16 protein-coding genes are annotated in these 19,377 nt (G+C 73.7%); 8 read left to right on the plus strand and 8 right to left on the minus strand.

Annotated elements, in window-relative coordinates; translation table 11 throughout:
• Positions 1 to 14 precede the first annotated feature (14 nt).
• The 5 genes from IOD16_RS23105 to IOD16_RS23125 are packed head-to-tail and all read right to left on the minus strand — an operon-like array spanning position 15 to position 4,665.
• Entirely contained in the window at positions 15 to 689 is a 675-nt protein-coding gene (locus IOD16_RS23105) for an RraA family protein (RefSeq protein ID WP_201436106.1), read from the minus strand.
• On the minus strand, positions 686 to 2,041 hold the full coding sequence (locus tag IOD16_RS23110; protein WP_201436107.1) for a hypothetical protein: 1,356 nt from the start codon (positions 2,039 to 2,041) through the stop codon (positions 686 to 688). Before IOD16_RS23110 ends, IOD16_RS23105 begins: the two co-directional genes overlap by 4 nt.
• Complete coding sequence (locus IOD16_RS23115; protein ID WP_201436108.1) at positions 2,041 to 2,982, minus strand: aminotransferase class IV; 942 nt, start codon at positions 2,980 to 2,982, stop codon at positions 2,041 to 2,043. The genes IOD16_RS23110 and IOD16_RS23115 overlap by 1 nt, the downstream gene beginning before the upstream one ends.
• On the minus strand, positions 2,979 to 3,731 hold the full coding sequence (locus tag IOD16_RS23120) for a TenA family transcriptional regulator (RefSeq protein ID WP_201436109.1): 753 nt from the start codon (positions 3,729 to 3,731) through the stop codon (positions 2,979 to 2,981). The genes IOD16_RS23115 and IOD16_RS23120 overlap by 4 nt, the downstream gene beginning before the upstream one ends.
• Entirely contained in the window at positions 3,724 to 4,665 is a 942-nt protein-coding gene (locus tag IOD16_RS23125) for a hypothetical protein (RefSeq protein WP_201436110.1), read from the minus strand. Before IOD16_RS23125 ends, IOD16_RS23120 begins: the two co-directional genes overlap by 8 nt.
• A gap of 374 nt (positions 4,666 to 5,039) precedes the next feature.
• Here IOD16_RS23125 and IOD16_RS23130 point away from each other — a divergent pair, with 374 nt between their 5' ends.
• Both IOD16_RS23130 and IOD16_RS23135 read left to right on the plus strand, forming a co-directional pair.
• On the plus strand, positions 5,040 to 6,161 hold the full coding sequence (locus tag IOD16_RS23130; protein WP_201436111.1) for a cytochrome P450: 1,122 nt from the start codon (positions 5,040 to 5,042) through the stop codon (positions 6,159 to 6,161).
• A gap of 145 nt (positions 6,162 to 6,306) precedes the next feature.
• A complete protein-coding gene (locus IOD16_RS23135; protein WP_201436112.1) occupies positions 6,307 to 7,554 on the plus strand; it encodes a cytochrome P450 in 1,248 nt (415 codons plus the stop codon).
• 45 nt (positions 7,555 to 7,599) lie between these two features.
• Here the strand turns inward: IOD16_RS23135 and IOD16_RS23140 are convergent, their stop codons facing one another.
• A complete protein-coding gene (locus tag IOD16_RS23140) occupies positions 7,600 to 9,705 on the minus strand; it encodes an ATP-binding protein (RefSeq protein WP_201436113.1) in 2,106 nt (701 codons plus the stop codon).
• A gap of 192 nt (positions 9,706 to 9,897) precedes the next feature.
• On the opposite strand from IOD16_RS23140, the gene IOD16_RS23145 reads away from it, so the two are divergent.
• From IOD16_RS23145 to IOD16_RS23170, 6 genes are all read left to right on the plus strand, one after another.
• Positions 9,898 to 10,209, plus strand: coding sequence for a trypco2 family protein (locus IOD16_RS23145; protein WP_123747020.1), 312 nt, complete (start codon positions 9,898 to 9,900; stop codon positions 10,207 to 10,209).
• Between the two features lie 9 nt (positions 10,210 to 10,218).
• Positions 10,219 to 14,157, plus strand: a complete 3,939-nt coding sequence (locus IOD16_RS23150; RefSeq protein WP_201436115.1) for a trypsin-like peptidase domain-containing protein — start codon at positions 10,219 to 10,221, stop codon at positions 14,155 to 14,157.
• 4 nt (positions 14,158 to 14,161) lie between these two features.
• Complete coding sequence (locus IOD16_RS23155) at positions 14,162 to 14,629, plus strand: DUF4913 domain-containing protein (RefSeq protein ID WP_123747018.1); 468 nt, start codon at positions 14,162 to 14,164, stop codon at positions 14,627 to 14,629.
• Between the two features lie 59 nt (positions 14,630 to 14,688).
• The gene (locus IOD16_RS23160; protein WP_201436116.1) at positions 14,689 to 15,114 is read left to right on the plus strand and encodes a DUF3592 domain-containing protein; all 426 of its coding nucleotides are present in this window, start codon (positions 14,689 to 14,691) and stop codon (positions 15,112 to 15,114) included.
• 228 nt (positions 15,115 to 15,342) lie between these two features.
• Complete coding sequence (locus IOD16_RS23165) at positions 15,343 to 15,780, plus strand: RICIN domain-containing protein (protein WP_201436117.1); 438 nt, start codon at positions 15,343 to 15,345, stop codon at positions 15,778 to 15,780.
• A 273-nt stretch (positions 15,781 to 16,053) separates the two neighbouring features.
• Positions 16,054 to 17,127, plus strand: coding sequence for an alpha-hydroxy acid oxidase (locus IOD16_RS23170; RefSeq protein ID WP_201436118.1), 1,074 nt, complete (start codon positions 16,054 to 16,056; stop codon positions 17,125 to 17,127).
• A gap of 36 nt (positions 17,128 to 17,163) precedes the next feature.
• Here the strand turns inward: IOD16_RS23170 and IOD16_RS23175 are convergent, their stop codons facing one another.
• The gene (locus IOD16_RS23175; protein ID WP_201436119.1) at positions 17,164 to 17,928 is read right to left on the minus strand and encodes an ABC transporter permease; all 765 of its coding nucleotides are present in this window, start codon (positions 17,926 to 17,928) and stop codon (positions 17,164 to 17,166) included.
• 12 nt (positions 17,929 to 17,940) lie between these two features.
• Positions 17,941 to 18,993 carry an ATP-binding cassette domain-containing protein gene (locus IOD16_RS23180; RefSeq protein WP_201436120.1) on the minus strand — a complete coding sequence of 351 codons (1,053 nt, stop codon included), beginning with the start codon at positions 18,991 to 18,993 and terminating at the stop codon, positions 17,941 to 17,943.
• Between the last annotated feature and the right edge of the window lie 384 nt (positions 18,994 to 19,377).

Here is a 19,377-nt window from a genome sequence, read left to right on the forward strand (position 1 = left end):
CTCGACGAGGCCGGTCACGACGTCGCCTCCGTGGTCCGCCGCGCGACGTCGTTGTACCCGTGGTCGGCACGTGCGACCCGCAGCGGCACACCCGCCCGCACCGCGGCGAGGACCCCGGCCTCCACCTCGGCCACCCTGGTCGCGGTGGCGACCACCTCGGCCACGAGGCCGGCCGGCACGACGACGACACCGCTCCCGTCGGCCGTGACGAGGTCGCCGGGGCGCACGGTGATCCGGTCGTCCTCCGCGCCGATGGTCACCGGCTGCTGCGCGGCCACCATGCGCACGCGGTTCTTGCCGGATCGCATGAACGCGCCGCGCGCCCACACCGGGTAGCCGAGCGCGCGGATGCCGTCGACGTCGCGGCAGTAGCCGTCGACCACGGTCCCGGCGATGCCCCTGGCCACCGCGACCTCGGTCAGGATGTCGCCCCACACCGTGCAGTGCGGGCCGCCGTTGGCGAGCACGACGACCGAGCCGGGCGGCACGTCGTCGAGGTAGTCCGCGGCGGCGGCGCGCTCGCCCTCGGCCACCGGCTCGAAGGCGACGGTGAACGCGGGACCGACCACTGTGCCCGAGCCGGATTGGCGGGTGGCGCCCCACAGCGCGCCCGACACGCCGAGGACGTCCAGCGCGTCGCTGACCGCCGAGGTGCCGAAGTCCGCGAGCCCGCGGCCGATGTCGGTCATGAGCCGCCGCCGATCACGTGCACAGCCAACTTCCGGCCCCCCTGAAAGATGTTGATCTTCGCGTGGCGGCTCGCCTTGGACCCGAAGCCCGCCACCCGGCCGCCGAACAGGTACGAGTCCAAGCTGATCGGCATGACCTGCACCTGAGCCGATCCGGCCTCGACGACCGGGTAGCCGGTCGGCGCCACCCGCCGCTGCACGAGGTGACCGGCGCGCAGCCCGGCGGCGACGGCCTCGCGCCACGCGTCCGGAGCGCAGTCGTGGCCGATGGTCACGCCGTCGCCCCTGATGTCGTAGTGCCGCTTGAGCACGAACTCGCGCGGGTCGGCGAGCAGCCGGTCGGCCAACGGGCGGCCGTCGTCGTCCACGGCCGCCGGGGTGAGCTTGCGCGACCAGGGCAGCAGCTCGGCGACCAGCTCCCGTTCCGCGGGGGTGAGCAGCTCGGCGAACCCGGGCTGCTGCACGAGCGCCAGCGTCAGCTTGTTCTCCGCGACGTACCGCGCGCCGAACGGGTTCACGTGCACCATCGAGGTGTCCCGCACGGCGCGTTCCCACCGGTCGACGAAGGCCGGGTCGCCGCGGTACGCCGCCCAGGACACCGTGTTGACCTTGTTCCAGCACAGGTCGGCGGGCCGGCCGGCGAACCGCGCCCGGTCGCCGTCGACCTCGATCGCGCGCGGGTCGGCGAGGAACGCGTCCACGCCGGCGGCGCGCAGGCACCGCACCAGCTCGACGCTCTCCGCGTTCGGGGCGCCTGCGGGCTGGAGGACCGCGATGTGCGACGGGTCGGCGCAGCGGCCCGCGTCCCGTTCGGCGGCGGCCCCGGCGGCGGCCCGCAGCGCGTCGGGGAAGCGGTGCTCGCCGGTGTAGGTCAGCCCGCCCGGCGAACTCGACCGGATGCGCGCGACCAGCTCGTTGATCCGCGCGGTGAACAGGGTGCCCGCGGGCGAGTCGGCGTTGTTCTCCAACACCCGCAGCCGCTCCGAACCCGCCTCCAGGTAGCCGTCGAGCCGGCACACCCACGGCGCGTCGCCCACCGCGCGATCGGCGGCGATCAACCGGTCGGCGGCCGGGTCGAGCCCGTAGAAGTCCCGCACGTCCTGCCGCGTCCGGTACAGGGCGACGACCTTGCCGAGCAGCTCGACGTAGCGCGCCAGCAGCGGCGCGAGCCGTTCGGCCTTCTCGGCGCGGACCAGCACGGGGACCGGCGAGAGCGGGAACTCCTTGTTCCGGAACACCGGCCCGGCGGCCACCGCCCGCTCGGTGGCCCGGCGGGTGTCCGCCGGGCGCGCCACGGCGGCGTGGGTGGCGAGCAGGGCCGCCGGCCAGTCGATCAGACCGGTGACGCCCACTACCGGCCACCCGGCAGGCCGAGGTCGACACCGGTCGGCGCGGTGGCGCCGCGCGCCTGCGCGAAGTACGCGTCCACCAGGGCCTTCGTGACCGGACCCGGCGACCCGCCGGACAGGCGCACGCCCGCGACCTCGCGCACCGGACCGAACTCGAGGCCCGTCCCGCACAGGAAGACCTCGTCGGCCGCGGTGAGCCGCTCCTCGGTGACCGCGTCCTCGACGGCCTCGTGGCCGAGCGAGGGGGCGGTCGCCAGCACCCACGCCCGCGTGACACCGGGCAGGACGTGGTCGGAAAGCCTCGGTGTGACGACGCGCCCACCCTCGACGAGGAACACGGTGGCCGTCGGAGCCTCGCTGATCACCCCGTCGGCGGTGCGCAGCACGCACGAGTCGTAGCCGTCGCGCCGGGCCTGCGCGAGCGCGAGACGCGGTCCGGCGTACGCGGAGATGTTCTTGGCGGCACTGGGGAACACCGCGTCCGACGGCCGCTGCCACGTGCTGACGCCCAGTCTCATGCCCTCGTGGTCGCCCGGCCGGCGCTTGCGGCCCGCCCGCGTGATCGTGACCGTCAACGCGGTCACGGCGGCCTCGTCGATGCCGCCGCTGTTGGCCGCGCTCGCCGCGACCCGGACGTAGCCGTCCTCGTCGATCCCCTGCGCGGCGACCAGCTCGTCGATGATCGCGGGCACGTCGGCCGCGCAGTCCTCGTCGAGACCCATGAGCCGGCAGGAGTTGCGCAGCCGGTCGAGGTGCGGCCGCAGCAGCCACGGCGCGACGCCACCGCGGTCCTGCCGGTACAGCCGGATGCCCTCGAACACCGAGATGCCGTAGCGCAACGCGATGCTGCCGACCGGCAACGTCGCCTCGTCGCGCGGCACGAGCGCGCCCCGGTGGTGGGCCAGCGGCCAGACCACCGGGCCGTCGGCGGGCAGGCCCGTCATGCGGTGTGGCGGAACACCGGCTCCGCCGGGTCGTACGCCGTCCGCAGGATCATGTCGAAGTGGCGGTGCCGCAGCTCCAGCGCGTCGGCCAGCGCGGTGATCGCGTCCTGCCGCAGCCCGGGGGTGTCGCAGTAGCGGCGGAGCAGCTCGCGCGCGGCGGCGGCGTGCTCGTCCTCCAGTTCGCTGACGGCGTCCTCGCCCTCGTCCGCCGAGGCGTGGTGCACGAAGAACTCGTACCCCTTCTCCGGCAGGCCGTAGACGTCGCGCATCACCGAGAGCATGCTCTTGCCGCCCTGGTCCACGATCGGCGGCTGACCTTCCATCAGCAGCAGCACCGACGCGACGCCCTGGGTGAAGTGGGCACCGGTGTTGCAGACCCGCACGTTGTGCTCGACGACCGCCGCCGTCTCCGGCACGACCGGCGCGTGGGCCAGTTCGTCGGCGGTGACCCCGACGGCGGCGCCGAAGTCGGCGAAGGTGTCCAGGTGGCGGCCGGAGCCCGACAGCCCGCCGGTCTCCTCCTCGTAGATGTTCTCCACGAGCAGCACGCGCAGCCGGTGGTCCTCGACCCGGGAGGCGATGCCCAGGATGTTGCGGGTCCAGAAGCTCTTGATCGGCCAGCGGTGCAGCACGAAGTCGTGCAGCAGCCTCCGGGTCGCCTTGCCCGCGAGGATCGTCCGGTAGAGCTCGCTGGTCATCTTCTTCCGCGCGCCGATCATCCGGTCGAGCTCGGCGACGAAGTCACTCATCGGCACCTCCGTTGTCGTCGGTGGGGTCGGACGGCGGTCGCCCTCGGCCGGTCAGCGCCAGGATCGTCGCGTCGAGCCCGTCGGTCGCGACCAGGTCGGAGAAGTGGGCCGAGCCGTCCAGGTTCACGTCGAGCAGGCCGCTGACCACGGTCTTCGCCGCGCCGTCGGCGATCATCCGCAACTGGGTGGCCAAGGTGGTGCGGTCGGCGGCGATCGGGTCGAGCCGCAGCTCCGCGCCGTGCCGCACGATCAGGTGCGCGACGATGACCTCCAGCCGCAGGTTGCCGCCGCCCTTGCCGATGCCCGCGATCGACGCGTCCACCGCGGTCGCGCCCGCCGCCAGCGCGGTCGTCGCGTTGACGAACGCCAGCCCGAGGTTGTCGTGGGCGTGGAAGCCCACCGGGACGGGGCTCGCGGCGACCGCCGCGCCCACCCGCTCGGACACCGAGCCGGGATCGAGGCTGCCGTTGGAGTCGGCGAGGTAGACGATGTGCGCGCCGGCGTCCGCGCAGTCCTTGACGGCCACCGCGATCGACTCGGGATCGCGCTCGCTGACCCGCGTCAGGTTCATCGTCACGTCCAGGCCCGCTCCGCGTGCCGCCGCCACGTAGGGCTCCGCCGCCTCGACCGATCCACCCGGGACGAGCACCCGCACCATCGACACGCCCCGGTCGGGCAGTTCGGCGATGCGGTCGACCGGCGCCTCGCCGGGACGCACCATCACGGCGAGGCCCGGTCGCCCGGCCACGTGCGCGAGCGCGTCGAGGTAGGCGGGCGGGCAGCTGGCCGTCGGCCGGCTCGGCTCGTGCCGGTGCCGCAGGTACCCGATCTCCGCGTACGGCACACCGGCGGCCCCGACCGCGCGCACGATCGACTCGGCTTCACGCGTGGTCCAGCCGTGGTCGTTGAAATAACCGCCATCGCGCAGGGTCACGTCGAGAAGAATGGGCGTGGAATTCACGTCGACCGCGCGGTCCGACAGCGGGATAAACCTTCGGCGGAGAAGAGCAAAATCAACCGTCCCCTCGGCTTATCGCCCGATGGCCGACTTCAGCCTAACCGGAGGGTCAGCCAGGTGGCAACCGCTGGTCACACCATCCGCGGCGACTGATCCGATTGCCGTATCAGGCGATGCGCCACAGCGTTGCGGCAATTCGGCGCCCACGTCGACACCATGCGCGACCACGGCTGATGCGCGAAACGCGGTCGTCGCGCCAAGAGACCCGACCATTCGGTGGCTTGCCTCGGCAGCCTGTGCGGCGCGAAGCTGCTGTGGTCCGCGTGAAACCGGCCGGGTGGGGCGAACAAGTGGACGAACTGGAGACGCTCGACGAGCTCCGGGCCCGGCACGGGCCCATCTTCCGGCGCGGGCCGGGCGTGCTCTACGTGGCCGAACCGGCCGAGGCGAAAGCCGTTCTCGCCAACACGGGGGCGCGTTACCGCGAGCATTCGGACTTCTTCCGGACCGGCAACGGCGACTTCGGGCCGCGTTCGGCGCAACAGGAGATCGGCCGGGTGGCGCGGAACCTGCTGCGCGATCACTGGGCCGCGCGGTCGGACCGGCTGGCGGCGACCGTCGAGCGGGAGATCGGCCCGGACAGCCGCTGGCCGGACGCGGGGAACCTGCTGCTGTACGCGTGCTTCCGCGAGGTGCTGACGCCGGAAGGAGACCTGCGCCGGCTCGTCGACCAGGTGGTCCGGCACGCCGTCCTGGCGGGCGCGCGGGACCGGCGGTCGACGTGGTCGCGGGCCGTGCTGCGGCACCGGGTCCGCCGAGCGCTGGTCGCCGAGCTGGCCCTCCGGCGCACCGGGGACGCGCGGGAGCCGGCCGACCTGCTCGACGTCCTGGCCGCCGCGGCGCCGGCCGACTCTTCGCGCACGGCGCAGGCGCGGCTGGCGGAGGTGTTCCTGTCCTTCCTGTTCGCGGTCACGGGCTCGACGGGGTTCCTGCTGGGCTGGTCGGTGTACCTGCTGGGCGCCCACCCCCGGGCGGGCGGCGACCTGGCCGGTGTGGTGCGCGAGGCGTTGCGGCTGTGGCCGGTGGCCTGGAACTTCGGCCGCTTCCCCGCCGAACCCCACCGGCTGGGCGCAACCGAGGTCACGACGTCGGACGAGGTGGTGGTGTGCGGCTACCTCGTGCACCGGGACAGCCGCTTCTGGCCCGACCCCCACGAGTTCCTGCCGCAGCGGTGGTCGGCGGGCGTGCCGCACGGGGGCGCGGAGGCGTTCATCCCGTTCGGCTGGGGCGCCCACACCTGCGTGGCGGCCGGTTTCGCCGTGCACGTGGTCGAGGACGTCCTGCGAGCGCTGCCGCCGGCCGAGGGGTGGCGGGTCGAGGCCCGCGGGCACCGGCCGCACATCGCGGCCGCGCTCGCCCCACCGGATTTCACCCTGCGCGCGAACGGCGCCCGCACCCGTCGAGGGAGGTGACCATGGCCAAGATCATCCACGCCGCGCTGGTGGCGCTCAACATCCGCAAGAGCGATGCCGAGTACCGCTGGTACGTCTACCACCACATCTGATCGGCGCGGGTGGGGAGCGCGGCCACGCGCTCCCCACCCCGGGGAGGCACCTGATGACCGGTCACGACGACCCGGACGTGCTGGCGAACCTGCGCGCGCCCAACGCCGAGCACGACGGGGTGTTCCGGCACGGCGGCGGACGGCTGATGGTGTTCGACGCCGACGCGGCGAGCCGGGTCAACGCCGAGAACTTCGCCGACCTGACGCTGCCCGACCGGTTCGTCGACCGGATCCGCGGCCGCCGCAGCCCGGCCGTGTCGTGGCGGCAGGTGCGGTCGCTGTGGCTGTCGCAGATGCGGGTGCTCAGCGGGGAGGACCGGCTGCGCGCGCTGGCCGACCGCATGGCCGCGGTCCTGGACGACCGCCGCGACCGGCACGTGGACTTCACGTGGCTGGCGCACGAGGTGACGTTCCGCTCCCTGGTCCCCGTCGTGCTCGACGGATTGTCCACAAAGGATCAGGCTTGGCTCGGTCGGGACGCGATCGCGAAGCTGACCCGGCTCGACGCGGGCCCCGGCGGCCAGACCCGGCGGCAGCGGTGGCGGTCCGTCCTCGCCCAGCTGCACACCGGCCGGGTCGTGCGCGAGGAGATCCGCCGCCGGGCGCGCGGCGGACGCGCCCGCGTCGACCTCACCCAGCCGATCGTGGACCGGCTGCTGCCCGCCCTCGGCCCGGACCGGGCGCTGGAGGCGGTGACGACGGTCCTGACCGCGATCGCCGGGCCACCGGGCGCGGTCGCGAGCTGCCTGATGTTCGAGCTGGCGAAACGCCCCGAGTGGGTGGGCACCCTGACGGAGGAGTTCGCGGCCGGCTCCGCCGAGCGGCTGTACCGCACCGGCACCAAGTCCGCGCCGCTCGCGCACCAGTTCGTGAAAGAGGTGCTGCGGATGTGGTCGGCGCCGCTGCTGATGACCCGCAGCGCGCGGGTCCCGCTGACCGTCCGCGGCCACCGGCTCGCCCCGGGCGGGCACTACCTGGTGAGCCCGTACCTGGTCAACCACGACGAGCGGCACTGGTCCGACCCGGACACGTTCGACCCGCACCGGTGGTCGGCCGGCGCGACCCCCCGTCCGCCCGGCGGGCACCACCACGTGCCGTTCGGCTGGGCGCCCACCTCGTGCATCGGCGCCGGCCTGGGCACCACCCAGCTGGTGCTGCTGACCCACCTGCTGTGCACCCGCTTCCGCCTGGAGCCCCGCTCCCCCGACACCGCCCGGGTCTCCCTGGGCTCCGTGCCGCGGCCGCTGGACTTCGACGGATGGGTCCGCGCTCGCGGCCCCTCCGAGCCGGGATCGGCGTAGCGCGGACCGATCACGGCCGGGACCGCGCACGTCGGCCTCGACCTGTCAAACCGACAGCCGACCGCGGAGGGTCGCCGCGCGCGGGTCACCGAGCAGCTCGTACAAGTCGATGGCGGCCTGCCACCGGGCGGCCGCTTCGGCCGGCTGTCCGAGTTCGTCGAGGCTGTCGCCCAGCAACTCGTACGACACCGCCTTGCCCGGCCAGTAGTCGACCGCGGTCAGGATCTCCAGCGCTTGGGCGGCGTCCCTGCCGGCCTGTTCGAAGTCGCCCGTGGCGAGGCGCACCGCACCGAGATCGTTCAAAGCCTTGCCGATGTTGCGCTCGTCGTTGTGCGAGCGCCTGATCTCCAGAGCGCGCTGTGCCTCGGTGAGCGCTGCGTCCAGCTCACCGGTCGCGACGTGCGCCCTTGCCAGGCCGGCCATCGCGGTCGCCTCACCCCAGCTGTCCCCGTCCTCGAGGTGCATCGCCAAGGCCTGCCGGAACAGGTCGATCGCCTCGGCGTGCCGGCCGAGTTGGTGGTAGGCGGCACCGGTGTCGCGCAGTGCCCAAGCGATACCCCAGCGTGTGCCGTCCCGACGCCACTGCGGCAGCGCCGCTTCCAGCCGCTCAAGGGCGCGTTCGGGTCGGTGCAGCCCGATCTCGGCGATGCTCAGGCTGGTGAGCAGCCATGCTTCGGCGGCTGTCTCGCCACGCAGGCGTGCCGACTCGAGACCGATCTCGTGGGTGGTCACCCAGTCCGAGTAGGGCTTGCGGACCAGCAGCAGACCGAACATCAGGACCGCCAACTGCCACGCGAGTTCGTGCTCGCCCGAGTCGGAGGCCTGCTGGACCGCGGCCTTGAGGTTGGGGCGTTCCACATCTCCCCATGCCAGTGCGGAGGCGCGGTCGGGGAACTCGGGAACGGCCGCGCCCGTTTCGGGCAGCGTCACCGGGATCTGGGAGAAGTACGGGATCACGGCGCGCACCGCGGCCTTCGTGGCCTGGGCGTACCAGATCAGCGTGCGACGAATGGCGGCTCGGCGTTCGTCGACCGGCTCGTCGGCTTCCGCGCATTCGCCCGCGTGCAGGCGCAGGAGGTCGTGCATCTGGTAGCGACGGTCGTCCTTCTCGGTCAGGAGGTGCGCCGACGTGAGTTCGGCCAGCACGCGCCGCGCCGGCCCTGGCTCGAGCCCGAGCAGGGCCGCAGCCGCGGCGGCCCCGATGTCACGGCCGGGGAAGAGCCCCAGGAGCCGGTAAGCCCGGGCCACCTGCGGCGCCAGCGATCGGTAGGAGAGCGAGAACACCGGTCGCACGGCGGTCGACTCGTCGCCGGGCGTCACGAGCACATCGAGCCGGTCCCTCTCCTCGGAAAGCTCGTCGACCAGGTCCGAGACCCGCGTCCCGGGGCTGACCAGGAGTTGCGATGCCGCGATGTTCAGTGCCAGCGGGAGATGACCGCAGTACGCGGCCAGTCGGTCCACCGCCTCCGGCTCGTCCACCGCACGTCGTCCGACGACCTGGCGCAGCAGTTCGCTCGCCCGGTCCGGTGACAGCACATCCAAGGACATGCAGTGCGCTCCGTTCTGCACGACGAGACCGACCAACCGGCTGCGGCTGGTCACCAGGACTTTACAGCTCGAGCCCCCGGGCAGGAGGGGACGGACCTGGTCCGGAGCCGAAGCGTCGTCCAGCAGGATGAGCATTCGCCGGTTGTGCAGGAGTGACCGGTAGAGCGCCGCACGGGCGTCAACCCCGTCCGGGATGCGCTCGTCCGGGACGCTCAGGGCCTGCAAGACCACCCCCAGCGCCTCGTCGGCGCCGACGGCCCCTTTCGGGTGATAACCATGCAGGTCGACGAACAGATCTCCGTCGCCGAAGCGGTCACGCACCCGATGCGCCCAGTGCGTGACCAGGGAAGTCTTGCCCACCCCTCCCGTGCCTGCCACGATCTGCACGGCGCCCGGATCACCCTCCCGGGACTCCAGCCAATCGTCTAATCGACCGAGATATTCGGTCCGATTCGTGAAATGGCCGATGTCAGGTGGCAGTTGCCGTGGCGCGGGCAGGCTCCGGGTCGTCTCGTGGAAATGTATCCCGCCATGCACCTGCGCAGCCTGGACCACATTCGTCGCAGATCCGGATAAATGGTTGCCGGAACCGGTTTCGCCCACCTGTCACCCCTGGTGATCCAGAACTTCTGCCTGGGCGGGCAACCTAGTGGATGACGATCACCGAGGCCAGGAGCGCGATCTTTCCGGGCACGTGGCCCGCAGCCGGACGGCCCCGCCCTCCCGAACTCGCCCATGATCCGCTCCCAGGCGGCTACGATACGCCCGAGTGGTGGAATGTTACGGAGGGTGAGCATGGCGTCGGACGGGCACGAGGACGACTGGTTGGACCTGGCGGACGCCATCGACGTGTTGCGGGACCAGCTCTCCCAGGCGCAGCGCCGGGGCAAGGACTCCCCGCTGCGCTTCGTGCTCGGCGAGATCACCGCGGAGTTCGAGATCGAGCTGGTCCGCGCCAAGGGCGGCGGCGGCGGGCTGAAGTTCGGGGTCGTGGAGGCCAGCGCCCGCGGGGAGCGGACGAACCGGTCCACCCAGCGGCTGACCCTGCGCCTGAACCCGCAGCACCGCGACGGCGGGGACGTGGCCGTGGGCGACGACCAGGAGTAGTCCGCCCCGATGGAGCAGGACCAGGTCGTCAAGGTCCACGGCGCCCGTTTCGGCAGTGGCTACCTCATCGCGCCGAGACTCGTGCTGACCTCGTCGCACCTGTTGGCGCCGGGCGCGGACGTCACCGTCTCCGCGCCGGCGTCGGCCCCGGCGGGCGGGCGTTTCGCCGCGGCGGTGCGGTGGGACGGTGGCGCCGCGCTGGACGCCGCTCTCGTGGAGGTCACCGACGCCGACTGGTCGCCGCCCAAGACGCTGCGGGGACACCTCAGCCGCCGCGTGCAGCGGTGGGGTCGGTGCGTGACGGCGGGCAGTCCGGTGCCGGTCGCCGCCCTGGGGTTCCCCCGACAGCAGCGGCAGGACGGCGTCCGGGCCCCGGAGGAGCTGGCCGGTACGGTCAGGCCGCGCGGCCGCGGCGTCCTGGAGATCCTCGACCCGCACAGCCCGTTCGGGCGGGACGAGGACACCGGCACGCCGTGGTCCGGGATGTCGGGTTCGGCCGTTTTCCTGGACGGCGCGGACCTGCTGCTCGGCGTGGTGAAGGAAGACCGCCGACCACGCCACGGCGCGCGGCTGACGGCCGTCACCGCCGAAGACCTGCTCGCCCGTGACGACTTCCGGGCGGTCGTGCGGGCGGCGACCGGCGTCGACCCCCGGCTCGAACCCGCGGAGCTCGCCGACCTGCTGGACCCGGCGACGCCCACGGAGGTGCACTCGCCGGCCATGCTGCTGCGCGCGGACGCCGAGGTGGTGCCGTTCCACGGCAGGGACGAGCTGCTCGACGACCTGGAGCGGTGGTGCCTGGCGGACGGCCCGCCGTCCGCCCGCGTCCTCACCGGCCCGGGAGGGCAGGGCAAGACCCGGCTGGCCCGGCAGCTGATGGCGCGGCTCCGCGCGCACGGCTGGGTGACCGGCGCGGTGCGCGGCGAGCCGGGCGACCTGCGGGCGCTGCGCGCCGTCCAGCACCCGATGCTCCTGGTCGTCGACTACGCCGAGTCCCGGCCCGAGCTGGTCCGGACGCTGTGGGCGCAGACCAAGCGGGCCGCGCACCCCGTGCGCCTGCTGCCGCTGGCCCGCTCGCTCGGCACCTGGACGGCCAAGGCGACGGGCGACCTGCCCGAGGTCAAGCTGCACGCGCTCAGCCCCGAGCCCGAGGACCGCGACCGCGTGTTCCGGGCCGCGGCCCGGGGTTTCGCCCGCCGCCTGGCGGACGGCCTCGGCCGGCCGGACGTCGACTGGCCCGCTCTCGCGGACGCGCTCGCGGTCACCCGCCCCGCCGCGGCGGCGGAAACGGCGCTGACCGTGCAGATGGCGGCCCTGGTCGCGTTGCTGCGCCAGGCGCCGGGCGAGGACCGCCGGCCGCTGGAGGCCGAGCTGCTGGAGGAGCACGAGCGCGTCTACTGGTTGGACACCGCCGAGCGGCGACGCATCGGCGAGCTGGATCCGGGGCTGCTCGAACAAGCGGTGGCGACGGCCGTGCTGTGCCCCGCCGCGGACGAGGACGAGGCCTTCCGGACCATCGCGCGGGTGCTGCCCCACGAGCCGCGCTGGCTGGTCGCGGAGGTCACCGGCTGGCTGCGGGACCTGTACCCGCCCGCCGAGGGCCACTACTGGGGCGGGCTGCAACCCGACCGCCTCGGGGAGTACCACGCCTCCCGGCAGGTCCTCCGCCACCCGGGGCTGCTCACCAGGCACTTCGCCGAAGCCCCGGACCACCAGCGGTCGCAGACCCTGACCGTGCTCGCCCGCGCGGCCGTGGCCCACGCCAACGAGCGGCGCGCGGACGACGCGCGCGAGGTGATCGGGCAGCTGCGCGCCGTGCTGCGCGCGGTTCCCGACCACGCACCGCTGACCGCCGCCGTGCTGCGCGCCCACTCGGACGCCCTGCCGGCGAAGTCCCACGTGCTGCGCGACTACGCCCTCGACGTGGCCCGTGAGCTGAGCGGCCTCTGCCGCGCGACCGGGGACGACCCGGCGGCGCTGCGCGACCGCGCCTGGGCGTCGCACAACCTGGCCGAGCGGCACCTCGCGGTCGGTGGCTGGGCGGACGCGGTGACGGCGGCCGGCGAGGCGGCGGCGATCCGCGAGCGGCTCTCCGGTGACGGCGACGTCCCGACCCACGGTGACGTCCCGACCCACGGCGATGCCCCGACCCACCGCACGGAGTGGGCCGAGTCGCTGCTCGTGCTGTCGCGGGCGTTGCGCGCCGTCGGGCGGCTGACCGAGTCGTACCGGGCGGGCGAACGGGCCCTCGGCCTGTTCCGCGAGCTGGCGGCGGAGAGAGCGCGGGAGGAGGGCAAGCGCGAGCGCGGCCTGGTGCGCGCGCTCATCGGCCAGGCGCAGGTGGTCTGGCAGCTCGACCCGGAGACGATCGGCTTCGACCAGGTCGCCAGGTCCGACGAGTACACCGACGAGGCCGTCCGGCGGGCGCGCGACCTCGTGGAGCGCGATCCCGACCTGGACCCGCTGCTGCTCACCGACGCGTTGGAGCAGCGGGGCACGAACCTCTGGCGCTTCCAGCGGCTCCCGACGGGTCCGTCGCCGAACGAGGAGGCCGTGGCGACCGCCCGCCGGTTGGCGGGCGAGAACCACGACGCCTACGCCGGCGACCTCGCGAGCACCCTGCTCGGCCTGGCGGTCGAGATCAGCACGGCTTCCCCCGGCGACGGGATCGCGTTGGAGCAGGAGGCGATCGACCTGGTGCGCCCGCTGGCCGCCGACCTCCCCGAGGTCTACCTGCCCGAGCTGGCCGCGATCCTGCACAACCTGGCCTGGGACCGGTTCGACCGGGGAGAGCACGCGGCCGCCCGGGACGCCGTCGAGGAGGCCATCGAGCACCGCCGGGCGCCGGCGGACGACCCGCACCGGCTGGAGGTGCCCCGGCTGGCCGGCTCGATCTACGCGCTCGCCTACTTCGAGGCGGACGCGGGCGACCACGAGGCGGCGGTGCGGCACTTCACCGAGACCTTCGCCCTCTACGCGCGCGCGAAGGTCCCGCTCAGCGCCACCCACCTGAGGAGCCAGTCCGCCACCGCCCTCGCGCTCGCGCAGTCCTACGCGGCCCTCGGTCGCACGACGGACGCGCTGAAGTACGTGTCCCTGGCGGGCAGCATCCGGCGTCGACTGCACGAGTACGCCCCGAGCCTGTACTCGGAGGGGTACGCCTACGCCCTGCGCGACCTCGCCGACCTGTACCGCAGGCAGGGCCGGCGGATCCCCGAGCGCATCGTGCTGCGCCACGCCCTGCCGATCTACCGCCGGCTGGCCCGCGCCGACGCGTCGGGACGCGTGAAGCTGGCTTCCTGCCTGCAGGACCTCGGCACCAGCTACGCCGAGGCGTGGTCGACCGCGGACCGGGCGGTCACCGTGTTGCGGGAGGCCTACGACCTGCTCGACGGGCTGCCGGACCGGGACGCGGGCCAGGACGAGCACCTGGCGATGATCTGCGCGGACCTCGCGCAGGCGTTGCTGAAGACGAGCCGCTTCACCGACGCCGTGCGGGTCGCCGAGCACCGGGTGCGGCTGCTCCGCCACCTGTCCGCCGCGGACCCCGACGGCCACGAGTGGCCCCTCTGCTTCGCGCTCCTGCAACTGGCCAGGGGGTTGACCATGGCGGGTTCCCCGGCCGCCGCCTGGCGCACCGCGCTCGAAGCGGAGCGGATCGGCCTGGCGCTGGTCGACCGTCCCGACCGGACGCCGGCCGAGGTCGCGCACCTGCTCTCCTGGCTGGCGCGGACCTTGAGCCTGTGCGGACGGCACGACGTGCGCAAGGCCGCGCGCGCCGTCGAGCCGGCCCGGCGGGCCGCTCGCCACTACCGCCGTCTGGTGGACCGGGATCCCCACGAGCACCAGGCGAGCCTGCGGTGGGCCGTCGACACGCTCGTCACGGCCCTGACCCGGGTCGGCCGGCACGCCGAGGCCGCCGACGTGCAGCTGAGAAGAGGAGCATGAGGCCATGACGGCAGCGCACCCCGACCAGGAGCCGGACGAGTCGGCCGAGGACATCCGGCGGGACGAGGAGAGCGTCGGCCGCCCGGCGGAGCTGTTCTACCCGAACGTCGCCGAGTTCGTCACCGACCGGCTCATCCACTTCATCCCCCGCCCGACACCGGAGTCGGGGCTGGTGTGGTGCTCGAGCTGGTTCAGGCACGCCCAGGCGCTCTCCCGGCTGGACTCCGTGTGGCGCGCGTGGGAGAACCTGCGCTTCGACCCCGCGTTGGGCATGGCGAACTGGTGGACCCACTACGTGGACCCCCACATGCGTGCCCTGATGGACCCGGTGGCCGGCCCGTTCGCCCGCTGCGCCGACGGCCACCGGCCGCACGAGCTGCTGCCGGTCGACCCGATCCCCGACCAGCTCTTCGACGACCAGCGGGACAAGTGGACCTGGCCGCTCGCCGACGACCCGCTCGCCCTCGACTGACCTCCGGGTCATGTCGCGTTCGGGCGCGGTGCGGCGATGTGGTGTGCGGAGGAGGTGCGGTGGCGAAGTCGCTGAAGTCGCTGAAGTCGCGGGCGGGCCGGGTCGTGGCCGGGGTCGTGCTGGTGGGCGCGGTCAGCGGGCTGGTGTTCGTGATCCGGTCCTCGGCCGAGCAGAGGTCCTGGGCGAGCACCGAGGGGACCGTGGTGGAGCGGCTGCGGTCCGGCAAGAGCTTCTCCGTCAAGGTCGAGTACCCCCTCCCGGACGGCACCGGGCAGGTCGCCACCCTGTCCGAGAACGGACCGGCCCGCCACCCGGGCGACCACGTGACGGTCCGCTACGACCTGCGCGACGGCCACGTCGTCGACGCCGCGCCGGCCGACAACGACCAGGCGCACTGGGTGGCGGGCGGCATGTTGGGCGTCCTGGCCCTCGGCTCGCTCTTCGCCACCCTCCTCGCGTGGGCCCCGACCCCGAAACCCGAGTGACCGCCGCCGGCCCCGTCGTCTCCGGCCGGATCGTCGGGTACGCGCGATCGGCGCCGGCCAGGACCTCGGGGCGCGCGGCGACGGTCGACTCCTGACCCAGCGCCGGGACGGTGGCGCACTCCCCCGGCGACGTCGTCGCCCGGCGACGTGGATCGCGTCCGGATCATCGCGGCTGTCTCACCGGACCAGGACGAGGCACGCGGGAATGCCACGTCGCGGATCTTGGCGGTGTGCGCGCTCATCGGCTCCGCGCTCGTGGGTGGCGGCGGGCTCGCGAGCGGCGCGCCACGCCAGGTGGTGTTCGAGAACTCCGGGTCCGACGGGCGCTGCCTCGACGTCACGTCGTACGCCGGCGGCACGCCGGTGACGCTGTACGGCTGCTACGGCGGCGTCAGCCAGACCTGGGTGGTGGAACGGGACCATCAGCAACCACGGCTCGGGGCGCACCATGTGCCTGGACGTGAGCTCCTGCGCCGACAACTCCCCGGTGCACCTGTACCCGTGCCACGACCCGGCCGGCAGTGGACCGTGACCACCGGCAACAAGGTCCGCAACGTCGGCGGCGGTGGCGGCGTCTGCCTGGACGTCCAGTCCTACGTCGACTACGCGCCCGCGCTGATCTTCCCGTGCCAGGTCACCCCGAGCCAGGTGTGGCCCCCGTGGTGAGCCCGAGCGCGAGCCACACGGGCGGCTCCGCCGGCCACTCCCGCGGTCAGTCGCCGGTTCGGCTTCGGCATCCCGACCGAATTCGTCCACTGGGTGACACCGATCAGGGTCCGTCCGGGTGGATTCCGTCATCCTCGGTGATGCGGACACACCCTGACCCACGTGAGGACCCATGAACAGCGACAGCGGACTGCCCACCCCCGTCCGGGCCGGCGCCCCGGCCCGCCACTCGGGCCGCGCGGACGTCGAGCGCGCCGGCCACCGCGCGACGTCATGACCGCACCGACCTTCCACTCGGTGGCCGACGCCGAGCGCTTGGCGGCCGAGCGGCTGGCACCCGATGTCCGGGACTTCGTCTCCGGCGGGGCGGGGGACGAGGTCACGCTCGCCGCCAACCGCGCCGCGTTCGACCGGGTGTCCGTGGTGCCCAGGTCGTTGGTCGACGTGTCCGGGCACGACACCGGCCGTGAGCTGTTCGGCGCGTGGTCGTCGATGCCGCTGGCCATCGCGCCGATGGCGTACCAGCGCCTGGTCCACCCGGACGGGGAGAGCGGGGTCGCGCGAGCGGCCGCGGCGGCGGGTGTGCCGAACGTGCTGTGCATGCTCTCCGCCGAGCCGATCGAGGACGTGGCGGCGGCCGGTGGCCCGCACTGGCTCCAGCTGTACTGGCTCAAGGACCGCCAGGTCGTCGCGGACCTGCTCCGGCGGGCCGAGGGCGTGGGCTGCCGCGCCGTCGTCCTCACCGTCGACGTGCCGCTCATGGGGCGGCGCGTCCGGGACCTGCGCAACGGGTTCGCGCTGCCGCCCGACGTGCGGCCGGTCAACATCGGTGGTGACGTCGGCGAGCGCCGAGCCGGTGATTCGGCGGTGGCCCGGCACACCAGCGCCGTCTTCGACCCGTCCCTGAAGTGGCGCGACCTGGACTGGATCAGGGAGCGCACGCGACTGCCGCTGGTGCTGAAGGGAATCCTGCACCCCGAGGACGCCCGTCAGGCCGTGGAGTCCGGTGTGGACGGTCTGGTGGTCTCGAACCACGGCGGGCGGCAGCTCGACGGCGCGGTGCCCTCCCTCGACGCCCTGCCCGACGTGGTGGAGGCCGTGGGCGGCCGGTGCCGGGTGCTGCTGGACAGCGGGGTGCGCACCGGGGTCGACGTCCTGCGGGCGCTGGCGCTGGGCGCGGACGCGGTCCTGCTCGGCCGCCCGGTGCTGTGGGGCCTCGCCGCGGCCGGGCGGCAGGGTGTCGCCGCGGTGCTCGACGTCATCCGGCAGGAGTTCGAGACCGCGCTCCGCCTGGCGGGCTGCCGGGACGTCGAGGACGCGCGCCGGCTCCGCACGGTCAGGGCGTGATCCGCGCCCGCGGGTAGGCGGCGACCTCGGCCGGGCTCACGAGACCTCCCGGTTGAACAGGCGGATGGACCAGCCGACGGCCACGGCGCAGGCGACGAGCATGACGAGGCCGCCCTGCCAGACCGCGGGCGCGGTGAAGTGGCCGGTGAACAGGGCGCGCAGGGCGTCGGTGGCCCAGGCGAACGGGTTCCACAGCGCCACGTTCTGCACCCACAGCGGCGCCAGGGTCAGCGGGATGAGCACGCCGGCGAGCAGCGACACGGGCTGGCCGACGGTGTTGATCAGCACGCCCAGGCTGTTCTCGTTGCGCACCAGCAGGGCGATGGCGTAGGAGATGCAGATGCTGAGCAGGATCACCAGCGACAGCAGGGCGTAGGCCACCACCAGGTCGAGCGGGTTCACCCGCAGCCCGAACGGCAGGGCCGCGACGGTGATCACCGTCGCCTGGAACTCCAGCAGCGCCACGTGCATCAGCGCCCGGCCCAGCAGCAGGCCGGTGCGGCTGACCGGGGTGACCCGGCAGCGGTCGATGATGCCCGCGCGCAACGAGCTGAGCAGGCCGTAGCCCGCGTACAGGCCGCCGAGCAGGCCCATCGCGACGAACAGGCCGGGCACGTAGACGGCGTAGGCGTCGCCGTAGCTCTCCACGCCGCGGCCCGCCATCGCGACCTTGAGGAAGGGCGCGAACAGCACCAGGAACGTGATCGGCTGGGCCAGGGTCAGCGCGACCACGGTGGGGTTGCGCGCCATGATCCTGGTCTCGAAGGTGAAGATCAGCCAGGTGTCGCGGAGCACTTTCACGCCGGCCGTCCTTCAGTCGTCCAGGGTGCGGCCGGTCTTGGCCAGGAACACGTCGTCCAGGCTGGGCCTGCGGGCCTCGACGGCGTTCGGCTCGATCCCGGCGCGCAGCAGCGCGGCCGTGATGAGGGGGATGGCGGTGGCCGCGCCGTCCACGTACAGGCGCAGGGTCGTGTCGACCGCTTCCACACCGCGCACGTAGCGCTGCGGGGCCAGCACGTCGGCGGCCCGGCGCAGCTTGTCGGCGTCGAGCTGCCCCGCCTCGTCGGGGGCCGCCAGGCCGACCGTGACGACGTCGCCGGAGATCTCCCGCTTGAGGTCCGAGGGCGTGCCCTCGGCGACGATCAGGCCCCGGTCGATGATGGAGATGCGGTCGCACAACGAGTCGGCCTCGTCGAGGTAGTGGGTGGTGAGGAAGACGGTCATGCCGTTGTCGCGCAACCGCCGCACCTCCCGCCACATGCGCGCCCGGCTGGGCGGGTCCAGGCCCGCGGTGGGCTCGTCGAGGAACATCACCGACGGCTGGTGGATCACCCCCAGCGCGAAGTCGAGCCGCCGGCGCTGCCCGCCGGGGTAGGTGCGGACGCGGCGGTCGGCGAACTCCTCCAGGTCGAACGTCGTGATCGCGGCGGCGGCCAGCTGCTCGGCCTCGGCCTTGTGCCGGCCGTGCATCCGGGCCTGGGCGACGAGTTCCTGCCGCGCCGAGGCGTCGTCGTAGGTGCCGCTGGACTGCGCGACGAACCCGATCACGTCGCGGACGCGCGCGGGCGAGCGCACCAGGTCCACGCCGCCGATGCGGGCGCTGCCGCCGTCCGGGCGGACCAGGGTGGCCAGCATCCGCAGCGTGGTCGACTTGCCCGCGCCGTTGGGCCCGAGGAACCCGAAGATCTCGCCCCGGCGCACCGCGAAGTGCACGTCCCGCACGGCTTCCACGGCTTTGGCCTTGCGCCCGCGCTTGCGGTAGGTCTTGCGCAGGCCGCTCGCCTCGATGACCAGGTCCCGCTCCTCGCCGACGGCCCGGTCCGGGGCGACGGGGTCGCGCGCCGACAGCGTTGGGCGGGTGCTCATCCGCTGAGGCTAGGTTAGCTGCGGTGCAACGACAATCACGCTTTCGGACGCGTCGGCGCACCGCCGCGGGGAGTCATCGGCTTCGGCGCTCCGCCGCGACCGGGTGTCCGCGCGCCATCCGGAGCAGGCGGCCACAGGTGGCGCGGCGGGGGTGGGTGGCGCGGCCCGGTCGCGGGTGATCCCGACCAGGTCCACCGGCGGCGGTTCGGGTCTCCGCAGCCCGCGTGGCGGCAGGTCCCCGCCGGCGCGTGCCGCCCGGCGGCCACGAGGTCCGCGTCCGGACCGACCAGCGCGCGCAGCAACGTGCCCTCCCGGCCGCACCACCCCCTCGCTGTCCACTGTGGATGACCTTGCGGCGGCAGCACGACGAGCAGGAACCGTGGC

Source organism: Saccharothrix sp. 6-C, assembly GCF_016695385.1.
GTDB lineage: Bacteria > Actinomycetota > Actinomycetes > Mycobacteriales > Pseudonocardiaceae > Actinosynnema > Actinosynnema texasense.

What these genes read in the sequence shown, in the direction of transcription:
- IOD16_RS23145 (WP_123747020.1), top strand. Translation starts at nt 9,898, where the DNA reads ATGGCGTCGGACGGGCACGAGGACGACTGGTTGGACCTGGCGGACGCC.
- IOD16_RS23120 (WP_201436109.1), bottom strand. Translation starts at nt 3,731, where the DNA reads ATGAGTGACTTCGTCGCCGAGCTCGACCGGATGATCGGCGCGCGGAAG.
- IOD16_RS23135 (WP_201436112.1), top strand. Translation starts at nt 6,307, where the DNA reads ATGACCGGTCACGACGACCCGGACGTGCTGGCGAACCTGCGCGCGCCC.
- IOD16_RS23150 (WP_201436115.1), top strand. Translation starts at nt 10,219, where the DNA reads ATGGAGCAGGACCAGGTCGTCAAGGTCCACGGCGCCCGTTTCGGCAGT.
- IOD16_RS23180 (WP_201436120.1), bottom strand. Translation starts at nt 18,993, where the DNA reads ATGAGCACCCGCCCAACGCTGTCGGCGCGCGACCCCGTCGCCCCGGAC.
- IOD16_RS23115 (WP_201436108.1), bottom strand. Translation starts at nt 2,982, where the DNA reads ATGACGGGCCTGCCCGCCGACGGCCCGGTGGTCTGGCCGCTGGCCCAC.
- IOD16_RS23170 (WP_201436118.1), top strand. Translation starts at nt 16,054, where the DNA reads ATGACCGCACCGACCTTCCACTCGGTGGCCGACGCCGAGCGCTTGGCG.
- IOD16_RS23105 (WP_201436106.1), bottom strand. Translation starts at nt 689, where the DNA reads ATGACCGACATCGGCCGCGGGCTCGCGGACTTCGGCACCTCGGCGGTC.
- IOD16_RS23155 (WP_123747018.1), top strand. Translation starts at nt 14,162, where the DNA reads ATGACGGCAGCGCACCCCGACCAGGAGCCGGACGAGTCGGCCGAGGAC.